Origin of the sequence: Tenggerimyces flavus, assembly GCF_016907715.1 — a bacterium.
Lineage (GTDB): Bacteria > Actinomycetota > Actinomycetes > Propionibacteriales > Actinopolymorphaceae > Tenggerimyces > Tenggerimyces flavus.
On sequence record NZ_JAFBCM010000001.1, the window covers coordinates 3,586,856 to 3,606,277 of the forward strand.

15 protein-coding genes are annotated in these 19,422 nt (G+C 69.9%); 12 read left to right on the forward strand and 3 right to left on the reverse strand.

The window, feature by feature from the left end:
- Positions 1–28: 28 nt before the first annotated feature.
- From JOD67_RS16845 to JOD67_RS16890, 10 genes are all read left to right on the forward strand, one after another.
- Entirely contained in the window at positions 29–2,332 is a 2,304-nt protein-coding gene (locus tag JOD67_RS16845) for a [protein-PII] uridylyltransferase (protein WP_307782428.1), read from the forward strand.
- Positions 2,333–2,338: 6 nt separating this feature from the next.
- Positions 2,339–3,136: an inositol monophosphatase family protein gene (locus tag JOD67_RS16850; protein WP_205118547.1), complete on the forward strand. Its 798-nt coding sequence runs from the start codon at positions 2,339–2,341 to the stop codon at positions 3,134–3,136.
- A complete protein-coding gene (locus JOD67_RS16855) occupies positions 3,133–4,335 on the forward strand; it encodes a Gfo/Idh/MocA family protein (protein ID WP_205118548.1) in 1,203 nt (400 codons plus the stop codon). The genes JOD67_RS16850 and JOD67_RS16855 overlap by 4 nt, the downstream gene beginning before the upstream one ends.
- Positions 4,336–4,531: 196 nt before the next feature.
- Complete coding sequence (gene ffh / locus JOD67_RS16860; protein WP_205118549.1) at positions 4,532–6,115, forward strand: signal recognition particle protein; 1,584 nt, start codon at positions 4,532–4,534, stop codon at positions 6,113–6,115.
- A 133-nt stretch (positions 6,116–6,248) separates the two neighbouring features.
- Positions 6,249–8,447, forward strand: a complete 2,199-nt coding sequence (locus JOD67_RS16865; protein ID WP_205118550.1) for an ATP-binding protein — start codon at positions 6,249–6,251, stop codon at positions 8,445–8,447.
- Positions 8,444–8,821, forward strand: coding sequence for a response regulator (locus JOD67_RS16870; protein ID WP_205118551.1), 378 nt, complete (start codon positions 8,444–8,446; stop codon positions 8,819–8,821). Before JOD67_RS16865 ends, JOD67_RS16870 begins: the two co-directional genes overlap by 4 nt.
- Positions 8,818–9,942, forward strand: coding sequence for an adenylate/guanylate cyclase domain-containing protein (locus tag JOD67_RS16875; RefSeq protein WP_205118552.1), 1,125 nt, complete (start codon positions 8,818–8,820; stop codon positions 9,940–9,942). Before JOD67_RS16870 ends, JOD67_RS16875 begins: the two co-directional genes overlap by 4 nt.
- Positions 9,939–11,225, forward strand: coding sequence for a hypothetical protein (locus JOD67_RS16880; RefSeq protein ID WP_205118553.1), 1,287 nt, complete (start codon positions 9,939–9,941; stop codon positions 11,223–11,225). The genes JOD67_RS16875 and JOD67_RS16880 overlap by 4 nt, the downstream gene beginning before the upstream one ends.
- Positions 11,111–11,527, forward strand: a complete 417-nt coding sequence (locus JOD67_RS41935) for a peptide ligase PGM1-related protein (RefSeq protein WP_205118554.1) — start codon at positions 11,111–11,113, stop codon at positions 11,525–11,527. The genes JOD67_RS16880 and JOD67_RS41935 overlap by 115 nt, the downstream gene beginning before the upstream one ends.
- Before the next feature lie 140 nt (positions 11,528–11,667).
- Positions 11,668–12,744 carry an amidohydrolase family protein gene (locus JOD67_RS16890; protein ID WP_205118555.1) on the forward strand — a complete coding sequence of 359 codons (1,077 nt, stop codon included), beginning with the start codon at positions 11,668–11,670 and terminating at the stop codon, positions 12,742–12,744.
- Here JOD67_RS16890 and JOD67_RS16895 read toward each other — a convergent pair.
- The 3 genes from JOD67_RS16895 to JOD67_RS16905 form a co-directional block, all read right to left on the reverse strand.
- Entirely contained in the window at positions 12,734–13,480 is a 747-nt protein-coding gene (locus JOD67_RS16895) for an alpha/beta hydrolase (RefSeq protein ID WP_205118556.1), read from the reverse strand. The two genes, JOD67_RS16890 and JOD67_RS16895, sit on opposite strands and share 11 nt — an antisense overlap.
- Positions 13,481–14,152: 672 nt before the next feature.
- Positions 14,153–15,472, reverse strand: coding sequence for a lactate racemase domain-containing protein (locus tag JOD67_RS16900; protein WP_205118557.1), 1,320 nt, complete (start codon positions 15,470–15,472; stop codon positions 14,153–14,155).
- A gap of 12 nt (positions 15,473–15,484) precedes the next feature.
- Positions 15,485–16,612 (reverse strand): GntR family transcriptional regulator, encoded by a 1,128-nt coding sequence (locus JOD67_RS16905; protein WP_205118558.1) that lies wholly within the window; start codon positions 16,610–16,612, stop codon positions 15,485–15,487.
- An 83-nt stretch (positions 16,613–16,695) separates the two neighbouring features.
- On the opposite strand from JOD67_RS16905, the gene JOD67_RS16910 reads away from it, so the two are divergent.
- Positions 16,696–18,024 (forward strand): alpha-galactosidase, encoded by a 1,329-nt coding sequence (locus JOD67_RS16910; protein ID WP_205118559.1) that lies wholly within the window; start codon positions 16,696–16,698, stop codon positions 18,022–18,024.
- An 88-nt stretch (positions 18,025–18,112) separates the two neighbouring features.
- A complete protein-coding gene (locus JOD67_RS16915; RefSeq protein ID WP_205118560.1) occupies positions 18,113–19,417 on the forward strand; it encodes an ABC transporter substrate-binding protein in 1,305 nt (434 codons plus the stop codon).
- The last annotated feature ends 5 nt before the right edge of the window (positions 19,418–19,422 follow it).

Sequence of the window (19,422 nt, forward strand, 5' to 3'; positions counted from 1 at the left end):
CCGAACATCGGGACGCCGCCCTGCAACGGTGGCGTGCGGCGAAACTGAGCGATCCGGATCTACGACCAGAAGGCCCAGCATGAACAGTCGCGAGGAGAGGACGGAGGCGGCCGACGGTCGCCTCCGTTCCCTTCTCGCGGACGGCCTGAAGCAGGCCGATCTTCCGCCCACCGGCGTCGCCGTCGTTGCGGTCGGCGGGTACGGGCGGGGCGAGCTGTCCGCCGCCAGCGACCTCGACGTGATGCTCGTCCACGACAACCGGCTGCCCGACGTCGGCGCGATCGCCGAGGCCCTCTGGTACCCGCTCTGGGACGACGGCGTCGCGCTCGACCACAGCGTCCGTACGGTCGAGGAGACTCGCGACGCCGCCGACCAGGACCTGCGTACGGCGATGTCCGTCCTCGACGCGAGGCACGTCGCCGGCGACCCCAGCCTCACGATCCGGCTGAGAACGACGCTCCTCGCCGACTGGCGCCGCGCCGCCCCGCGCCGGCTGCCCGAGCTCGAAGCGAGCTGCCGCGAACGAGCCGCCCGCGTCGGCGAGCTTTCCTCCCTGCTCGAACCCGACCTCAAGGAGGCCCACGGCGGCCTCCGCGACGGCGTCGTCCTGCGCGCGCTCGTCGCGACCTGGCTGGTCGAGCTCCCGCACGCCACGCTGGCCCGCCTCAGGGGCGAGCTGCTCGACGTACGCGACGCCCTCCACGTCGTCAGCGCGCGGCGCCCCACGGACAAGCTGCTCGCCGAGCTGCAACCCGACGTCGCCTCCGCCCTGGGCCTGCCCGACCGGGAGACACTGCTCCGGCGCGTCTACCAGGCCGGTCGTACGCTCGCGCACACCTCCGACATCGCCTGGCGCCGCATCACCCGAGCCCGCGCGGTGAAGACCAACCGGCGCAACCGTTCGCCGGTCCGCCCCGGCCCACTGCTCACGCCGGTCGCGACCGGCGTCGCGATCTCCGACGGCGAGGTCGTGCTCACCCCGGACGCCCGCATCGGCCAGGACGCGCAGCTCCCGCTCCGCGCCGCCGACGCCGCCGCCCAACGGGGCCTGCTCCTGAACCCGTTCACCGCCGATCGGCTGTCCCGCGAGTTCCTGCCGCTGCCGAACCCCTGGCCGGACGAGGCCCGCCGGCTGTTCTCCGCGCTGCTCGGCACCGGCGCCGACCTGCTCCCGGTCTGGGAGACGCTCGACCAGTCCGGGCTGATCGAGCCGCTGCTGCCGGAGTGGGCGCACGTACGCTGCCGGCCGCAGTACTCGCCCGCCCACCGCCACACCGTCGATCGCCACCTGCTGGAGACCTGCGTCCAGGCGTCCGCGCTCGTACGACGCGTGGCCCGTCCGGACCTGCTGCTCGTCGCCGCGCTGCTGCACGACCTCGGCAAGGGACACGACGGCGACCACAGCGATGTCGGCGCCGCGCAGATCCGCCAGATCGCCACCCGGTGGGGCTTCCCGCCGCGCGACGTCGCCACGTTGTCGCTGCTGGTACGCCACCACCTGCTGCTGTCGGAGACCGCGACCAGGCGTGACCTGGACGACCCGGCGACGATCAAGCGCGTCGCGATCGCGGTCGGCGACGCCGACACCCTCGACCTGCTCGCCGCGCTCACCGAGGCCGACTGCCGCGCGATCGGCTCGGTCGCGTGGACGCCGTGGCGCGCGAGCCTGTTGGCCCGGCTGGTCGAACGGGTCCGCTCGCGGCTCGAGCGCGGCGCCGTACCCGCGCCGCAGCCCCTCGACGCGGCCCAACGCCTGCTCGCCGCCCGCGTCGCCCAGTCCAGGGAGCTCGACGTGGTCGTCGAGGCCGGCGGCGACGGCAGCCGCGTCACGGTCGCGGCGCCGGACCGCGTCGGCCTGCTCGCGACCGTCGCCGGCGTGCTCGCGCTCGGCCGGCTGGGCGTCCGTTCGGCCTCGGTCGACACCATCGACGACGCCGGGATCTCGGTCTGGGCCGTCACCGGAGACCGGCCGGACCCGGCGGTGCTGCGGGAACGGATCACGACCGCGCTCGCCGGCGGCCTCGACCTGGCCAAGCGGCTCGGCTCGGTCGACGACGCCTACGCGAAGCCGGGCGACGCGATTCCGCCGCGCGTACGCCTCGTCCCCGGAGCGTCCGCGCACGCGACCGTGGTCGAGATCCACGCCAAGGACCGGCCGGGCCTGTTCTACCGCCTCTGCGCCGTCCTGGCCGCCCACGACTGCTCGGTCCGTTCGGCCCATGTGAGCACCTGGGCCACCGAAGCGGTGGACGTCTTCTACCTGCAACCCCTGACAGAACCCGACCAGGTCGCGGTCATCCGTGCCTTAGAGGCGGCGCTAGCGGCAGGATGAGGTCACGTGACCGACGACGCGTATGACCTCGTCCAAGAGCTCGGCGCCTGGGCCGTCGACTACCTCGCCGACCGCCGACCGACCTCCGTCCGCACGAAACGGGACCCGGCAGACCTCGTGACCGAGACCGACGAGGCGGTCGAACGGCACGTCCGCGCGGAAATCTCCAAGCGCTTTCCCTCCCATCGCATCGTGGGAGAGGAGTACGGCACGACCGGCGCCGACGACGCGCCGACCTGGTACCTCGACCCGGTCGACGGCACGACGAACTTCGTCAACGGAGTGCCCTGGTTCTCGTTCTCCCTCTCGCTCGCCGACGCCCCGACCGGCCCCGACTGCGTCGTCGCGGGCGTGGTCGCCGACCCCTCGCGCGGCGAGGTCTTCACCGCCCAGCGTGGCCGCGGCGCGTTCGTCAACGGCACTCCGGTCAAGGTGTCCGCCGCGACGACGCTCACCGGCGGCGTCGTGCTCACGGAGTGGTCGGCGAGCAAGCCGTGGCCCGGCATGTCCGCGTTCGTCGAGCAGCTGTCCTCGCGGCACTGCACGATGCGGATCATGGGCTCCAGCGCGCTGACGCTGGCGAGTATTGCCGCGGACCGGGGAACGGCAGCGGTCAAGGGCTCGTTCCACCCGATCGATGATCTGGCCGGCGCGTTCATCGCCAGCGAGGCCGGCGCGATCACGCTGGACGAGGCTGGCACCCGGACGTTGCTGCCGGAACGTGGCGGCCTGCTTGTCGCCGCGCCTGGCGTGGCCCAGGATGCGTGGCACGCATGGACCGACGGACTGGGAGGCTCTTCGTGACGACTGGACACCGTGTCGCCGTACTCGGCACCGGCCTGATCGGCGACTTCTACACCGCGAGCCTGAACGGGCGGCGCAGCGTCGACCGGGTCGAGGTCGTGTATTCGCGAAGCACCGAGCGCGCCACCGCGTTCGCCGAACGGCACGGCGTCCCTGTCGCCACGACCAGCCTGGAAGAGGCGGTCCAGCACCCCGACATCGACACGGTCGTCGTCGGCCTGCCGAACCACCGCCACGAGGAGGCGATCGCGCTCGCCGCGGCCGCTGGCAAGGCGATCCTCTGCACCAAGCCGCTCGCCCGGAACGCCGAGGAGGCTCGCCGCATCCTGGCGATCGTCGAGGACGCGGGCGTCTTCCACGGCTACCTCGAGGACCTCGTCTACACCCCGAAGACGCTCAAGGCGCTGGAGGCTGTCCGTGCCGGCGCCGTCGGCGACGTGCTGTGGGCCCGTTCCCGCGAGACCCACCCCGGCCCGCACAGCGCATGGTTCTGGGACAAGGAACTCGCCGGCGGCGGCGCGATCGTCGACCTGGCCTGCCACTGCATCGAGATCGCGCGGTCGTACGTCGGCAAGGACAACCGCCCGGTCGAGGTCATGTGCTGGGCCGACACGCTCGTGCACCCGATCGACGCCGAGGACCACGCGATCGGGCTGATCAAGTTCGCGAGCGGCGCGGTCGGCCAGTTCGAGGTGTCGTGGGCGTTCCGCGGTGGCATGGACCTGCGCGACGAGGTCGCGGGCACCGAGGGGACGATCTGGACGAACCACTCGTTGCGGACAGGCTTCGAGATGTTCACCTCAGGCGCAGGTGCGGGCTACGTCGCGGAGAAGGCCGAGACCGACTCGGGCTGGCTGTTCCCGGTGGCGGACGAGCTGGCGGAGTACGGCTACTTCGAGATGTTCGGCGACATGTTCGAGGCGATGGAGGCCGGCCGGGAGCCGGTCGAGACGTTCTACGACGGGTACGTGGTCAACGCGATCATGGACGCCTGCTACCGCTCGGCGGAGTCGAAGAAGTGGGAGCCGGTCGAGCTCGAATGGCGCGGCGGCGACGTCCAGCGGATCGCCCGGGCCGCCCAGACGTTGGACGGGAAGACCGTGATCAAGCAGGAGCTGCTGCCCGACGGCCGGGTCAAGCTCATCCTGAAGGACGAGACCACCGGTCAGTACGAGGATCGGGTGGTAAGCGGCGCCTGATCTGCTTGAGGCGCACCAGTCGGCGGCCGAAGGCGTCGCCATCCCTAGTCGCCGCGCACGACGGCGCGACCTCGCCATCACAGCAGGCCATCCCGCCTGGGCGCCGTCGGCGCGTCGCCGTCAGGATGGCAACGCCGCCGCCGACCTCTTGCGCCTGGGGTAGCCTGGCCAGACTGACGACTGACAGAGGATTCCATTGTTCGCCACGCTTTCCGACCGCCTTGAAGCGACGTTCAAGAAGCTTCGCGGCAAGGGCCGGCTGACCGAAGCCGATATCGACACGACCGCGCGTGAGATCCGCATCGCCCTGCTCGAGGCGGACGTCGCGCTGCCGGTGGTGCGCGAGTTCATCGCTCAGGTCAAGGAACGCGCGCGCGGCGCGGACGTCCACCAGGCGCTGAATCCGGCCGAGCAGGTCGTCAAGATCGTCAACGAGGAGCTCGTCACGATCCTCGGCGGCGAGACCCGCACGCTCCGGTACGCCAAGACCCCACCGACCGTGATCCTGCTCGCCGGCCTCCAGGGCGCCGGTAAGACCACGCTCGCCGGCAAGCTCGGCCGCTGGCTCAAGGGCCAGGGGCACACGCCGATGCTCGTGGCGGCCGACCTGCAGCGCCCGAACGCGGTCGACCAGCTGAAGGTCGTCGGCGACCAGGCCGGCGTCGCGGTGTTCGCGCCCGAGCCGGGCAGCGGCGTCGGCGACCCGGTCGCGGTGGCGCGGCAGAGCATCGACCACGCCAAGCGGCAGCTGCACGACGTCGTGATCGTCGACACCGCTGGCCGGCTCGGTGTCGACGCCGACATGATGCAGCAGGCGATCGACATCCGCGACGCGGTGAAGCCGGACGAGATCCTGTTCGTCGTCGACGCGATGGTCGGCCAGGACGCGGTCACGACCGCCGAGGCGTTCCGCGACGGCGTCGGCTTCGACGGCGTCGTTCTGTCCAAGCTCGACGGCGACGCCCGCGGTGGCGCGGCGCTCTCGGTGCGGTACGTCACCGGCAAGCCGGTCATGTTCGCGTCGAACGGCGAGAAGCTCGACGACTTCGACGTCTTCCACCCCGACCGGATGGCGTCGCGCATCCTCGGCATGGGCGACGTCCTCACGCTGATCGAGCAGGCGGAGAAGGCGTTCGACGCCGACGAGGCCGAGAAGGTCGCGGAGAAGATCCGCAGCGAGCGCGGCTTCACGCTCGAGGACTTCCTGGCGCAGATGCAGTCCGTACGCAAGATGGGCTCGCTGCAGAAGATCCTCGGCATGCTCCCCGGCATGGGGGACATCCGCGAGCAGTTGGACCAGTTCGACGACCGCGAGCTCGACCGCGTCGAGGCGATCATCCGTTCGATGACGCCGTCCGAACGCGACGACCCCAAGCTGATCAACGGCTCCCGCCGCATGCGCATCGCGCGCGGCTCGGGCACCGAGGTGTCGGACGTCAACCGGCTGGTCGAGCGGTTCCTCGAAGCCCGCAAGATGATGAGCCAGCTCTCCCGCGGCAAGGGCCTCCCCGGCATGCCCGGTCTCCCGCCCGGCATGCAGGCCGCGATGGGTGGCAGCGGCGGCAAGAAGAAGGGCAAGGGCAAGAAGCAACGCGGCAAGGCTCGTTCGGGCAACCCCGCCAAGCGCGCCGCCCAGAACGCCGAACAAGCCCAACGCGCCGCCTCCGGAGCCCCGGGCGCTGCCTTCGGTGTCGAGCCGGAGCCGAACGGCCAGAGCGAGGAGAACTTCGAGCTGCCGAAGGAGTTCCGCCACCTCCTCGGCAACAAGGACGGCCAGTAGCGGGCACTGGCCGCGTGCGGCCGAAGCATGACCTATCGGGAGGAATCGCCTTGTGTAGTTGACGAAAGTCAACCACGAGGCGAGGTTTCCGGAGCAGACTAAAAGGCCACGGGGCCCCAACGAGGGAGCTCCGGTGCCTGAGAATGCGGCCATCGGCCGCGACCATGACGAGCAGCTCCGCCGTGACCTCACCGATGTCAGTGAGCAGCTCGCGGCGACGAACGAGATCCTCGCCGCCCTCGGTCGGGGCTCGACCGACCCGGACGCGGTGCTCACCACGATCGTGGAGACCGTACGCCGGCTCTGCCGCGCGGACTCCGCCTTCGCCTACCTGCTGGAGAGCGGGGAGTTCCGCATCGCGAAGTCGCTCGGCGTCGCGGGCGAGGTCGCCGACTACCTCGTCCACCATCCGCCGACGCTCGACCGCGGTGTGCTCATCGGCCGTGTCGCGATCGCTCACCACACCGAGCAGATCGTCGATGTGCTCGTCGATCCGGAGTACGCGCGGATGGACCTGCAGGAGCTCGCCGGCTTCCGGACCACGATCGGCACACCCATGCTCGTCGACGGCGAGGTCGTCGGCGTCCTCAACCTCTGGCGCAACACCGTGGACCCGTTCGACGAGCGTGAGACCGCTGTGCTGGAGGCGTTCTCGGCACCAGCCGCGATCGCGATCCGCACCCTCGACCTCGTCACCACCCTCGCGCGCAAGGTCGAGCAGCTCGAGGCGCTCGCCGAGGTCGGGGAGGCCGTCACCTCCAGCCTCGACCTCGACGAGGTCCTCGCCACGATCGTGATGAACGCCGTCCGCATGTCCGGCGCCGACGGCGGCTCGATCATGCAGTACGTCGAGGAGGACCGCGGCTTCTCCGTTCGGGCCGCGTACGGCACCAGCGCCGAGCTGCTCGCCAAGCTGCGCGGCATCCGGATCGACCTCGCCACCACGCTGGTCGGCCGGTCCGCGCTCGAGGGCCGGCCCCTGCAGGAGCCCGACATCTCCTCCGTCGACCGCGACCCGCACCTGCAGCTGATGTACGAGGACGGTTGGCGCTCGGTGCTCGTCGCGCCGATGCTGCGCCAGGGCAGCTACGTCGGCGCGTTCGTCGTACGCCGCAAGACACCCGGCGGCTTCCCCGCGAGCACGGTCGACCTGCTCGAGACCATTGCCAGCCAGTCCGCGCTGGCGATCCACAACGCCGGCCTGTACCGCGAGCTGGAGCTGAAGACGCACGAGCTCGAGGTCGCGAGCCGGCACAAGTCGGAGTTCCTCGCGAGCATGTCGCACGAGCTGCGCACGCCGTTGAACGCGGTCATCGGCTTCTCCGAGGTGCTACTGGAACGCATGTTCGGCGACATCAACGACCGCCAGGAGGAGTACCTGCGCGACATCCGCAACTCCGGCAGGCACCTGCTCGAGCTGCTGAACGAGATCCTCGACCTGTCCAAGGTCGAGGCCGGCCGCATGGAGCTCGAGCCGACGACGTTCTCGGTCCGCCAGGCACTCCAGTACGCGCTCGCGATGGTCCGCGAACGCGCCGCGAACCACGGCATCGACGCGGTGCTGGTGATCGGCGACGGCGTGGACCTGGTCGAGACCGACGAGCTCCGCTTCAAGCAGGTCGTGCTCAACCTGGTCAGCAACGCGGTGAAGTTCACCCCGGACGGCGGCCACGTGACGGTCCAGGCCAAGGTCGACGGTTCGGAGCTGCGGATCAGCGTCACCGACGACGGTCCGGGCATCCCGGTCGAGGACCGCGAGCGCATCTTCGAGTCGTTCCACCAGGGCGGCCGCGGCGCGCCGAAGGAGGAGGGCACGGGTCTCGGCCTCACCCTGTCGCGGCGCATCGTGGAGCTGTTCGGCGGCGAGATGTGGCTCGACACCGAGGTCGGTCGCGGCAGCACGTTCGGCTTCACCGTCCCGCTCGACCGCGCACCGACGTTCGTGCCGGACGCGCCGGTGCGGAGCACGGTGGTCTTGATCGAGGACGACCGGACGTCCGCGGACCTGTTCTCGGCGTACCTCGAGGGCACCGGCATCGACCTGGTCAAGGTCCGCGACGGCGACGACGGTCTCGCGAGGGTACGCAAGGTACGACCATCGGCAGTGCTGCTCGACATCCGCCTGCCGGGCATGGACGGATGGGACGTTCTCTCAGCCCTGCAAGGCGATCCGAGCACGGCGGACATCCCGGTCATCGTCGTGTCGATCGTCGACGAACGCAGCCGCGGCCTGGCGATGGGAGCGCGGGAGTACCTGCTCAAGCCCGTCGGCCGGGACGACCTGCGGCGCGCCCTCGCCCGCACCGGAGCGCTTCCGAAGGAGGTGCGATGACCCAGCGGATCCTGGTCATCGAGGACAACGCCATGAACCTCAAGCTGGTGCGCGACGTGCTCCAGTACGCCGGCTACGAGGTCGTCTCGGCGCGTACGGGGGAGGAAGGACTCGCCGCCGCGGAACGGTACGAGCCCGACCTCGTCCTGATGGACCTGCAGCTCCCCGGGATCGACGGAACCGAGGCGCTCCGGCGGCTCCGCGAGAACGACGAGCGCCGCGTCCCCGTGGTCGCCGTCACCGCGTTCGCGATGCAGGCCGATCGCGACCGCGCGTTCGAAGCGGGCTTCGACGGCTACCTGGAGAAGCCGATCAGCATCCGTGCGCTGCCCGCACAAGTGCAGAGTTTCCTCAACGGTGGAAAGCGGAAATGACCGAGACGACGGTGCTGGTCGTCGACGACCAGCCACAGAACGTACGACTCCTCGACGCCGTGCTCTCCCCACGCGGCTATCGCGTCCTCCGGGCGGACTCCGGCACGGCCGCGCTGGACCAACTGGAGACCGAGGACGTCGACCTCGTCCTGCTCGACATCGTGATGCCGAAGATGGACGGCTACGAGGTGTGCGAACGCATCCGCGCGAACGAGGCGACCGCGTTCCTGCCCGTCGTGATGATCACGGCGAGCGGGGACCAGGAGAAGCTGCGCGCCCTGCAGAGCGGCGCGGACGACTTCGTGACGAAGCCGTTCAACCAGGCCGAGCTGCTGGCGCGAGTGGCGTCGCTGGCGAAGGTGAAGCGCTACCACGAGACCGTACGCAAGCAGGCCGCCGAGCTCGCGGCCTGGAACCGGGAGCTGGAGAACCGCGTCGCGACACAGGTCGCGGAGCTCGAACGGGTCGGGCGGCTACGCCGGTTTCTCTCGCCCCAGTTGGCTGGTCTGGTCATCGACTCCGGCGACGAGTCGTTCCTGGAGAGCCATCGGCGGGAGATCGTCGTGGTCTTCTGCGACCTGCGCGGGTTCACCCCGTTCGCCGAGTCGAGCGAGCCGGAGGAGGTGATCGGCGTCATCCGCGAGTACCACGCGGCGCTCGGCGACCTGGTCTTCCGCTTCGAGGGAACGCTGGAACGCTTCACCGGCGATGGGCTGATGGTGTTCTTCAACGACCCGCTGCCGTGCGACGACGCGCCGCAGCGCGCGCTGCGGATGGCGGTCGCGATGCGGACCCGCGTACGCGAGCTGGCCGAGGGCTGGACCCGCCGCGGTCACGAGCTGGGCTTCAGCCTCGGCGTCTCGCAGGGGTACGCGACGCTCGGCCGGATCGGGTTCGAGGGACGCTTCGACTACGCCGCGATCGGCAGTGTCACCAACCTCGCGGACCGGTTGTGCTCGGCGGCCAAGCCCTGGCAGATCCTCACCACCCAACGCGTGCTGTCCGAGGCGGACGGCGTGGCGGTCGGCGACGCGGTGGGCGAGCTCATGCTGAAGGGCTTCAGCCGGCCGGTGAAGACGTACGACGTGAAGGGCCTGGACGAGTCGCGGGTGCCGCGATGACCGGCATGCTGCGCGGCGACGTCTCCGCGAAGCCGTTGACGCTGTCCCAGTTGAACGAGACGGCGCGGTACGAGCGCTTCGACGAGCTGCAGCGGCGGATGCCCGCGGTGTGGGACGCGATGCGGCTCAACCACGCCGACGAGAGCGTGGTCGTCGTTCCGTCGGTGAGCATCGACCGCGCGGTCGCGTACCCGGGCAGCCTGAGCCAGGCGTACGAGGAACGCCTGCTGTTCTTGCTGCTGTTGCTGCGACAGCCCCGGCTGCGGATGACGTACGTGACCTCGATGCCGATCGCGCCGGGGATCGTCGAGTACTACCTCGCGCTGCTGCCCGGCGTGATCCCGAGCCACGCGCGCGCCCGGCTCGATCTGGTGTCCGTCGACGACGCGTCGCCCGCGTCGCTGAGCGAGAAGCTGCTCGCCCGGCCACGGCTGCTCGCGAAGATCGCGGCGGGCATCGCGAACCCGCGGCGCTCGCACCTGATCCCGTACAACACGACCACGCTCGAACGCGACATCGCGATCTCGCTCGGCATCCCCATGTACGGTGCCGATCCGCGACTCGCCGAGCTCGGCACGAAGACCGGCTGCCGGCGGCTGTTCGCCGAGACCGGTGTGCCGTACCCGCTCGGCTTCGAGAACCTGCACGACGTCGAGGAGGTCGTCGAGGCGATCGGGTCGATGCGCCGCACCCGGCCGACGATCGCGGAGGTCATCGTCAAGCTCGACGAGGGGGTCGCGGGCGCGGGCAACGCGACCGTCGACCTGCGCGGGCTGCCGGAGCCCGGCTCCGCGGGGGAGCGCGACGCGGTGCGCGAACGGGTCCTGGGCATGCGGCTCGAAGCGCAGGGGACGCCGCTCGACACGTACCTCGCCAAGCTCACCGAGGGAGGGATCGTCGAGGAACGCATCACCGGGCAGGAACTGCGCAGCCCGAGCGTGCAGCTGCGGATCACGCCGAACGGCTCGGTCGAGCTGCTCTCGACGCACGACCAGCTGCTCGGCGGGCTGACCGGGCAGACGTACCTCGGCTGCGTGTTCCCGGCCGAACCCGCGTACGCGCGGACGATCTCCACGCACGCCGCGGCGATCGCCGACCGGCTCGTGGGGCTGGGCGTGCTCGGGCGGTTCGCGATCGACTTCGTGGTGGCGCGCGAGCGGGACGGGTCGTGGTCGGCGTACGCGATCGAGGTCACCTGCGCAAGGGCGGCACGACGCACCCGTTCCTCACGCTGCAGTTCCTCACCGACGGCCGCTACCACGCGGACACCGCGCTGTTCCTGACCACGGCCGACGCGGAGAAGCACCTCGTCGCGACCGACCACCTCGAGTCGCCCGCCCTGCGGGCGTTGTCGCTCGACGACCTGTTCGACGTCGTCGCGCGGCACGGGCTGCACTTCCACCAGGCCAGGCAGACGGGGGTCGTGTTCCACATGATCAGCTGCCTGACCGAGCACGGCCGGGTGGGGCTCACGGCGGTCGGCAACACGCGGGCCGAGGCGCAGGCCCTGTACGAACGGGCCGGGCGGATCCTGCTCGACGAGGCCGGTGCGGCGCTCGCCGAGCCGGCGCTGGGCTTGTCCTAGCCACATGGTCGCGCTGGCGCGCTCCGGAGCCGGGTGCTTGAACCTGGCCCCTTCCCTCTGGCCGAGAGGCCACGTCACCGGTCGGGTGCGGACCGTCCGGCCAGAGGGAAAGGACCACGGCACCCGGCTAGTCTGCCCGGATGACCGACGTTCTGCACGTCCGCGGTGTCGTGCTGCCCGAGGGCATCGAGCGCGACCTGTACGTGGTGGACGGGCGGATCACGTTCTCGCCGGCCGCATCTGCTGTGACGGTCGCCGATCGCGGGTGGATCGTTCCCGGGCTCGTCGACGCGCACTGTCACATCGGGCTCGACGCTCAGGGTGCGGTCTCGCCGGAGAAGCAGGTGGAGCAGGCGGAGCTGACGCGGGACACGGGGACGCTGCTCGTTCGGGACGCGGGGTCGGCGGCGGACACACGGTGGCTGGATGGGCGGCTCGACCTGCCGCGCATCGTTCGTGCCGGCCGGCACATCGCGCGGCCGCGCAGGTACATCCGCAACTACGCGGTCGAGGTCGAGCCCGTCGACCTGGTCGCCGCCGTGGCGGAGCAGGCCGTGCGTGGCGACGGCTGGGTGAAGCTCGTCGGCGACTGGATCGACCGCGACCGCGGCGATCTCGCGCCACTCTGGCCCGGCGACGTACTGTCGGAGGCGATCACGCGCGCGCACTCGTTGGGTGCCCGCGTGACCGCGCACGTGTTCGGCACCGAGGCGATGCCCGACCTGGTCGCGGCCGGCATCGACTGCCTCGAGCACGGCGTCGGCCTGACCCCTGACCTCATCGACGCGATGGCCGCCCGCGGCACCGCGCTCGTGCCGACGCGCTTGCAGGTGGGGCGATTCCCCGAGTATGCGGCCCGCGGCGAGGAGCGCTTCCCGGCGTACGCCAAGCACATGCTCACCCTGCACGCCCGCTCCGACGCGATGCTGGCAGCGGCATACGAGGCGGGCGTCCCGATCTACGCCGGCACCGACGCCGGCGGCGAGTTGCCGCACGGCCTGATCGCCGCGGAGATCCAGGCCATGGCGGCGTTGATGTCGCCGTTCGACGCCCTGGCGGCTGGATCGTGGCGCGCGCGGGAGTGGCTCGGCCTGAACCCGATGCTGTCGGAGGGGGCACCCGCGGACTTCGTCGTGTACGAGACCGACCCGCTCACCGACCTGCGCGTCCTGTCCGCACCGAGCCGTCTCGTGTTGCGCGGCGCCGTCATCCGCTGAGCGTCCGGCGGAAGAACTCCAACGCCTGAACGCCAAGCCCCTCCCACGGCTCGTTGCCCCATGCCAGATCCACGTCGTCGCGGAGGTTGTGGAAGACCCCTTCGATGAGATGAAACGTCACGTCCACCTCGTGCGCACGCAGCGCATCAGCGAACCGTTGGACCTGCTCGACCGGCACGGTCTCGTCCAGCTCACCGTGCACGAGCAACGTCGGTGGCACCCCGGCATGAACGTGGGTCAACGGACTCGCCTGCCGGCGCAGCTCAGCCGTCGCGTCGCGCGGACCACCGAACAGCGGAGTGAGGTACTCGTCCTCCCCATCCAGCGGCATCGCCGCGAAGTCCGTCGGTGCACACCGCGCCACGACCGCCTGCACCTCCGCGGTGCTGGCGAGCAGCAGAGCGAGCTGCCCGCCGGCCGAGTCGCCCATGGCGCCGATCCGATCGGGGTCGATGCCGTACGTCGACGCGTTCGCCCGCAACCACCGCACGGCCGCCCTGACGTCGTCCAGCTGCGCGGGGAACGGCGCGCGTCCGCTCAGCCGGTACGTCACGTTCGCGACCACGAACCCGTGCGCGGCGAGCAGCGGCCCGACCCACGGATGGAGGCCGGCACTCCGCTCGCCGTTCCGCCACCCACCACCGTGCAGATAGACGACCGCGGGCGCTTGGTTCGCCGGCCGTGGAAGGAGTAGATCCAGGTACAGAGTGCCCTCCCACACGGGAAGGCCAGGCACGGCGCCATAGGGAACAGCGGCACGAACCTCAACAGCACAAGGCGCTTCAGGCATCGACAGCATCATGCCGGCGACGCTAACGAGGCCGATGGACGAAAAGCCAGAGGCCGCCGCACTTTGAATGAAGGGCACCTTCATACGAACCTATTGAATGAAGGTGCCCTTCATTCAAGACGGGAGGCGGCAGACGGAACCCCCCGGCTTCATCCGAGCCACAAGAGACCGGGGGAAGCCCCACAAGCGACGCAAGTACGGCAACAAACCCGAGCAAGAAGGAACCTCCCCCGGGACACCTGTTCCGGGGGCAGGGGCGGCGCGTGAAAAACAGGTGGCCGGGCCGGGGCGAGTCAAGGGTCGCAAAGCGATCGCGAAGCGACGCCTCTCTCCGTCTGCGCGAAGCCCCCCCAGAGAGGCGCCCTTGACGCGCCCCGGACCGGCCACCACCATCGACCGCCGCCACAGACCCCGAGAGCCCCAAGCGCCCGGAGAGATCTCAGCGAACACCGCACCAAGACAGCACCAGACCCAGAAGAGCTCCGCCGAGAACCTGAGCCACTCGGCACCCAACGATGGGAAAACCACAGCACCAACACCCCCCGCGACCTCGGATGAAGGGCACCTTCATCCAATAGGTTTGGATGAAGGTGCCCTTCATCCAACCCAAGTGGGCGGTCAGGCAGCCGGTGCGGGCTCCATCGGCTGGTGCAGCCGTTCCAACGGCAACGTGCTCGCCGCCTCGGGCATCACCACCACCGAGGCGTCCGAGCCCTCGCGGGCCAGCGCGGCATCGACCGCGGCCTGCAAGGAAGGCGCGGAGTGGTGCCGCAGACGCTCGGCCGCGTCCACGGCCAACGGGTCGCCGACCACGATCACGTGCCGCGTCTCGCCCGGCCGGCGCGCGTAGTACTCGCCGCGGATCGTCTTGCACCGGTCCGAGATCTCCCGCGGCGACAGGTCCAGGTCCCGCCGGTCGTGCTCGACGAACACCCGGTCGAACGACCACGCAGCCATCTCCCGCTGGAACGCCGACGGCTCGCGCAGCACGGTCGCAGCAGGGTTCACGAAGATCGTCGTCCCACCCGGCCGCGTCCCCAACGCCGCCAACTCCAACGGCGAAGCCCCAAAGGCCCCCGCCCGCAGGTCGCTAGGCGACGCCAGAACGATGGACGCCCGCCGCCCGATCTCAGCCCCCCAGACGTGAGCGTCACCCCACGCGACCCCCGCGCGATGCGCCGCCAGGTAGTGCCCGGCGAAGCCGCGGAACGGATCGCCGTGCCGGTTCACCACGAAGTTCACGATGTACTGCAGCCCCACCAGCCCACCGATGTCGTCGACGTCCTCCCGCGACGGGTTCCCCACGAACGACCCGTACTCACACAGCGGCGAGAAGTTGCACGAGTGGTTCCGCAGCACCGTCAGCCAGTACGACACCGCTGGCGTGATCATCTTCGCGCCGCCCTCGTACCCGTGCGTGATGTGCGGCCCGATCCGCCCCACCGCGATCCGGAAGTCCGCCTCGGCCACCAGCCGGTTGATCCACACCGGAGTCCCACGCGTCGACGTCCCCATGTACGTCATCGGATGCTCGACCGCGTCGTGTGGCACGCACCGGTACCGCGACCGCACCCACGATCCCACCTTGCGCGTCAGGTCCTCGTCCGACATCGGTGCGTGCACGCCCGAGCCGGTCAGGACGGTCACGTCGGACGTACGTGCGCCCGCCGCCTCCACCGCCGACAGCACCGCGGGCAGCACCCGCGAGGCCGGCGTCGGCCGCCCCCAGTCGTCGCAGATCACCGCGACCCGCTTGCCGCGCAGGTCGTACGACGACAACGCAGGCGCCCCGATCGGCGCCTCCAACGCGGCGGACACGATCGACTCCCAGGACGAAGTCGCCGCCGGATCCGCGCTGCGCACGACCTGCACCTGGGACGAGGGAACGGGAAGATCAGCCTCGACGACACCATCCTGAACGGGCAAAGCGACTCGCATGAAGCACGCTCCTCACACCAATTCGGGCACGGAAGGCGTCCACACCGCCGGATCCCACACGGACGACTGTCGGATCTCCAGCTGCCACGGCAGAACGCGATGGGCGGGTGCCGGGACCCGCCCCGAGATCAGGTCCAGAACGAGCGAAGCCGCCGCGTTGCCGAGCTTCCACGGCGGCGTACCGATCGTGGTGAGCGCCGGGTACATCGTCACCGCGAACGGGTTCGCGCCGTACCCGACGACCGGGAGATCGCGGCCAGGCTCCAACGAGCGTTCACGAATCGCCCGATACACACCCAACGCGATGTAGTCGTTGCCCGCGAAGATCGCGGTCGGCGGCCGCTTCGCGTCGAGCAGCGCGGACGCGCCCTCGTACCCGCCCTCGTCCATCGGGAAGCCCACCTCGCGCACCAGCCGCGGGTCGTACCGCACCGAAGCCTGCCGCAGCGCTTTCCGGTAGCCCTCCAGCCGGTCGTCCCAGACGCCGACCTCAGGAGGCCCGGGCAGCATCCCGATCCGCGTATGCCCGAGCGACAAGAGATGGTGGGTCGCGGTGAAGGCGCCGGAGATGTCGTCGGCGTACACGCAGCTGGAACGGTCTGGCGGCAAGCGCCGCTTGACGACGACGTACGGCACGCCGGTCGCGTCCAACTGCCGCAGGATGTCCTCGTCGAACCGGCGGGTGAGGTGCACCAGCAGACCGGTCAGCCGGCACACGGTGGGGGAGGCCAGCATCGTGGCGAGATCGCCGTCGCCGACCGGCATCGGGTAGATGACGGCTCCCTGCTTGCTCGCCGCCTCTGCCGCGCCGAGGACCATGTCGCCGAACGCGGCGTCGTTGCGGTGCCCGAACCGGCGCTCGGTCAGCCCGCCGAACAGCAGCCCGAGCGTCGGGCCGCGGGTCGGCTGCGAGGCGGCGACGAACGTGCCGCGCCCGCGTTCGCGCCGGAGGAACCCCTCGGCCTCGAGATCGGACAGCGCCCGGCGCACGGTGATCCGACTGACGCCGTACTGCCCACACAGCGCTGGTTCGGAGGGAATCGGCTGCTCGGCCGCCCATTCTCCGGCCATGATTCGCCGTTGCAGCAGGTTCTTCAGCTGCGCGTGCAGCGGGACGAAACTGGCGCGGTCGACCGTCATCGGACCTCCTCCCCAACGAACCTTGTCGCGACTCTAGCGCAGTTGGTATAACAACCTAACCGCCAGACAGCTGGAGGCCTCGCATGTTCTTCAAGGAAGTCGTGGCGAGCCTGTACGCGTGGGATCTCCTCGACGAGAACGTCGATCACGCGCTGGACGTTCTCCAGCGAGAGACGCGGACCAACTCCACCTATCTCGTCGCTCTGATGCATGACGAGAAGCGCCCGCTCACCGACTTCTACTACCCGCACAATCCGCGCCGGAAGGTCTACTGGACCGAGGACTCCCGCGCGTACTGGCGGCCGAGCCCCGACGGCTACGAGCGGATCAAGCCGCGGCTCTCCGACTCCGACGAGCTCGCCGGAACGGACTGGATGCAGGTCCTCATCGACGCCTCGCGGGCACGCGGCATGAGCGTCGGCGCCGAGCTCTCGCACACCTGGATCGACAAGGAACGTACGCGCACCGAGCTCGCCGACTGCGTGCAGCGCGACGTGTACGGCAACCCGTTCGACGGCCAGGTCTGCTTCAACAACCCCGACGTGCGCGCGTACGCGAAGGCGCTCTACGTCGACCTCGCCGCGAACTACGACATCGACTACGTGATGACCTGCGTGCGCGGCTTCAACCCCGGCCGCGGCGAGGGCGCGGACACCGAGCTGGGCAGGCTGGTCGGCACCACGCACGGCGGCTGCTTCTGCGACAGCTGCCAGGCGAGGGCCGAGGCGCACGGCGTCGACTGGGCGGCGCTGACCGAACGGCTGCGCTGGCTCGCCGACGGGTACGACCGCTTCAACCACAAGCAGAACTTCGAGCTGAGACTGCTGCTCGCGAGCACCGCGAACATCACGTCCCTGTTGGTGGAACTGCCCGAGCTGTACGCGTTCCTGAAGTTCCGCGCCGACTCGCTGACCGAGTTCTTCGCCGAGGTCCGTACCGCGGTCAAGGACGTCTCGCCGCGAACGGACCTGCGGCTCAACCATTACGCCGGGCATCCCGAGCTGATGGGCCTGGACCTCAGGTCGGTGGCCAAGCAGCTCGACTCGATCCGCAGCTCGGACTACGCCGAGCAGAGCGGCGACCCGGCGCGGATGGAGTGGAAGCGCGGCTACCTGCACAACATCCGGCGCACGGTCGGGCTTGACATGTACTTCCTGTCGGCCGTGTCGCCCCGCCCGAAGGCGACGCCGGAGCTGGTCGAGCAGGGCGTACGCATCTCCGCCGAGTGCGGCGCCGACGCGTTGACGATCGGCCACTACGACGGCTCGTGGCTGGACTGCCTGCGAGCGGTCAAGTCCGGGTTGGACAAGGTGGGCATCGAGATCAGGCCGGACCTGCCGATGTGGCAGCGCGCGGCACCTGCATTAGATGGAAACCCACCCCACGAAATCGTTCCGTCGAGCCGATCGTGACGGTCCGATGAGCATCGCCACGATTTCGCGGGGACCCCGGAAAACTAGGCCGCTGCGGGGACGACCTGACCGACGAGGAGGTCATGTCATGGCAGCAAGTCAGCTCAGCCGAAGACTGTTCGTAGGTGGCATGGCGGCGATGGCCGCGGGATCGGTGGCCGGGTGCATGACCGCCGGCGGCGGTGGCGGTAGCGGCAGCGCCGGAGGTGGCGGTGGCGACGCCAAGACGATGACGTTCCTGAACGACCTCGCCATCAAGGGCACGCCGTTCGGCACCGCCGTCGAGGCGTACGAGAAGGCGAGCGGCGTCAAGGTCACCGTGCAGCCGGTGCCGTCGGAGTACGACACGAAGTTCCGTACGGTGCTGGCGAGCGGCGTCCCGCCGGACCTGGTCAAGATCAACGACGACTACGTCCGCGGCATTTCCAAGACCGGCGGTCTGCTGGACCTGGCGCCGTACATCGAGAAGGACAAGGTCGACACCTCGAAGTTCCCACCCGATCTGTTCAACTTCCCCAAGCAGGCCGACGGACAGCACACCGCATGGGTCATCGCGCACTCGCCGCGGCTGATGTTCTACAACGTCGACATCTTCAAGGAGGCCGGCGTCCCGCTGCCGCCGACCACCTGGAGCGCGGACAACTGGACCTGGGACGACTTCCTCGAGACCGCGAAGAAGTTGACCATCCCGGGCAAGCGGTTCGGTGCGCTCGTCTACCTCGACACGGGCTTCGAGCAGACGTTCACGGTCAACAACGGCGACCCGAACGGGATCTACGCCAAGGACGGTAAGACGTTCGCGCTGTCCGACCCGAAGAGTGCCGAGGCGATCCAGTGGGCGACGGACCTGACCTGCAAGCACAAGGTCCAACCAGCGTGGGGAGATCTGCAGAGCACAGACATCGATCTGCAGATGTTCGCGCAGGGTCGGCTGGCGATGATGTACCGGCAGTTCTCCTCGATCCCGTACATCGAGAAGGCCGTCAAGGGCATCACCTGGGACGTCGCGCCGCCGCCCGCCGGGCCGTCCGGTCAGCTGACCGAGTCGAGCGTGATCACGTACTCGATCCCCACCAAGGCGAAGAACCCCGACGCCGCGTGGGAGCTGCTGAAGTTTCTGACCAGCAAGGAAGGCGGCGAGATCCTGCTCAAGGGCAAGATGTGGCTGCCGATGGACCGCGACGCGCTGGGCGTCCTCAGTGGACCGCCGGAGCACGTCCAGCTGTTCGCCGACGCGGTCGAGCACTCGACCTTGCCCAACCAGACCGACAACACGTTGGGCGCGCGGCAGATCTACCGGCCGGCGCTGGACGCGGTCTACAACTGCGAGAAGCCAGCGACTGAGGTGCTGAATGCGGTCAAGGCACAAGTGGAGAAAACCCTTCTGGGATAGGGCGG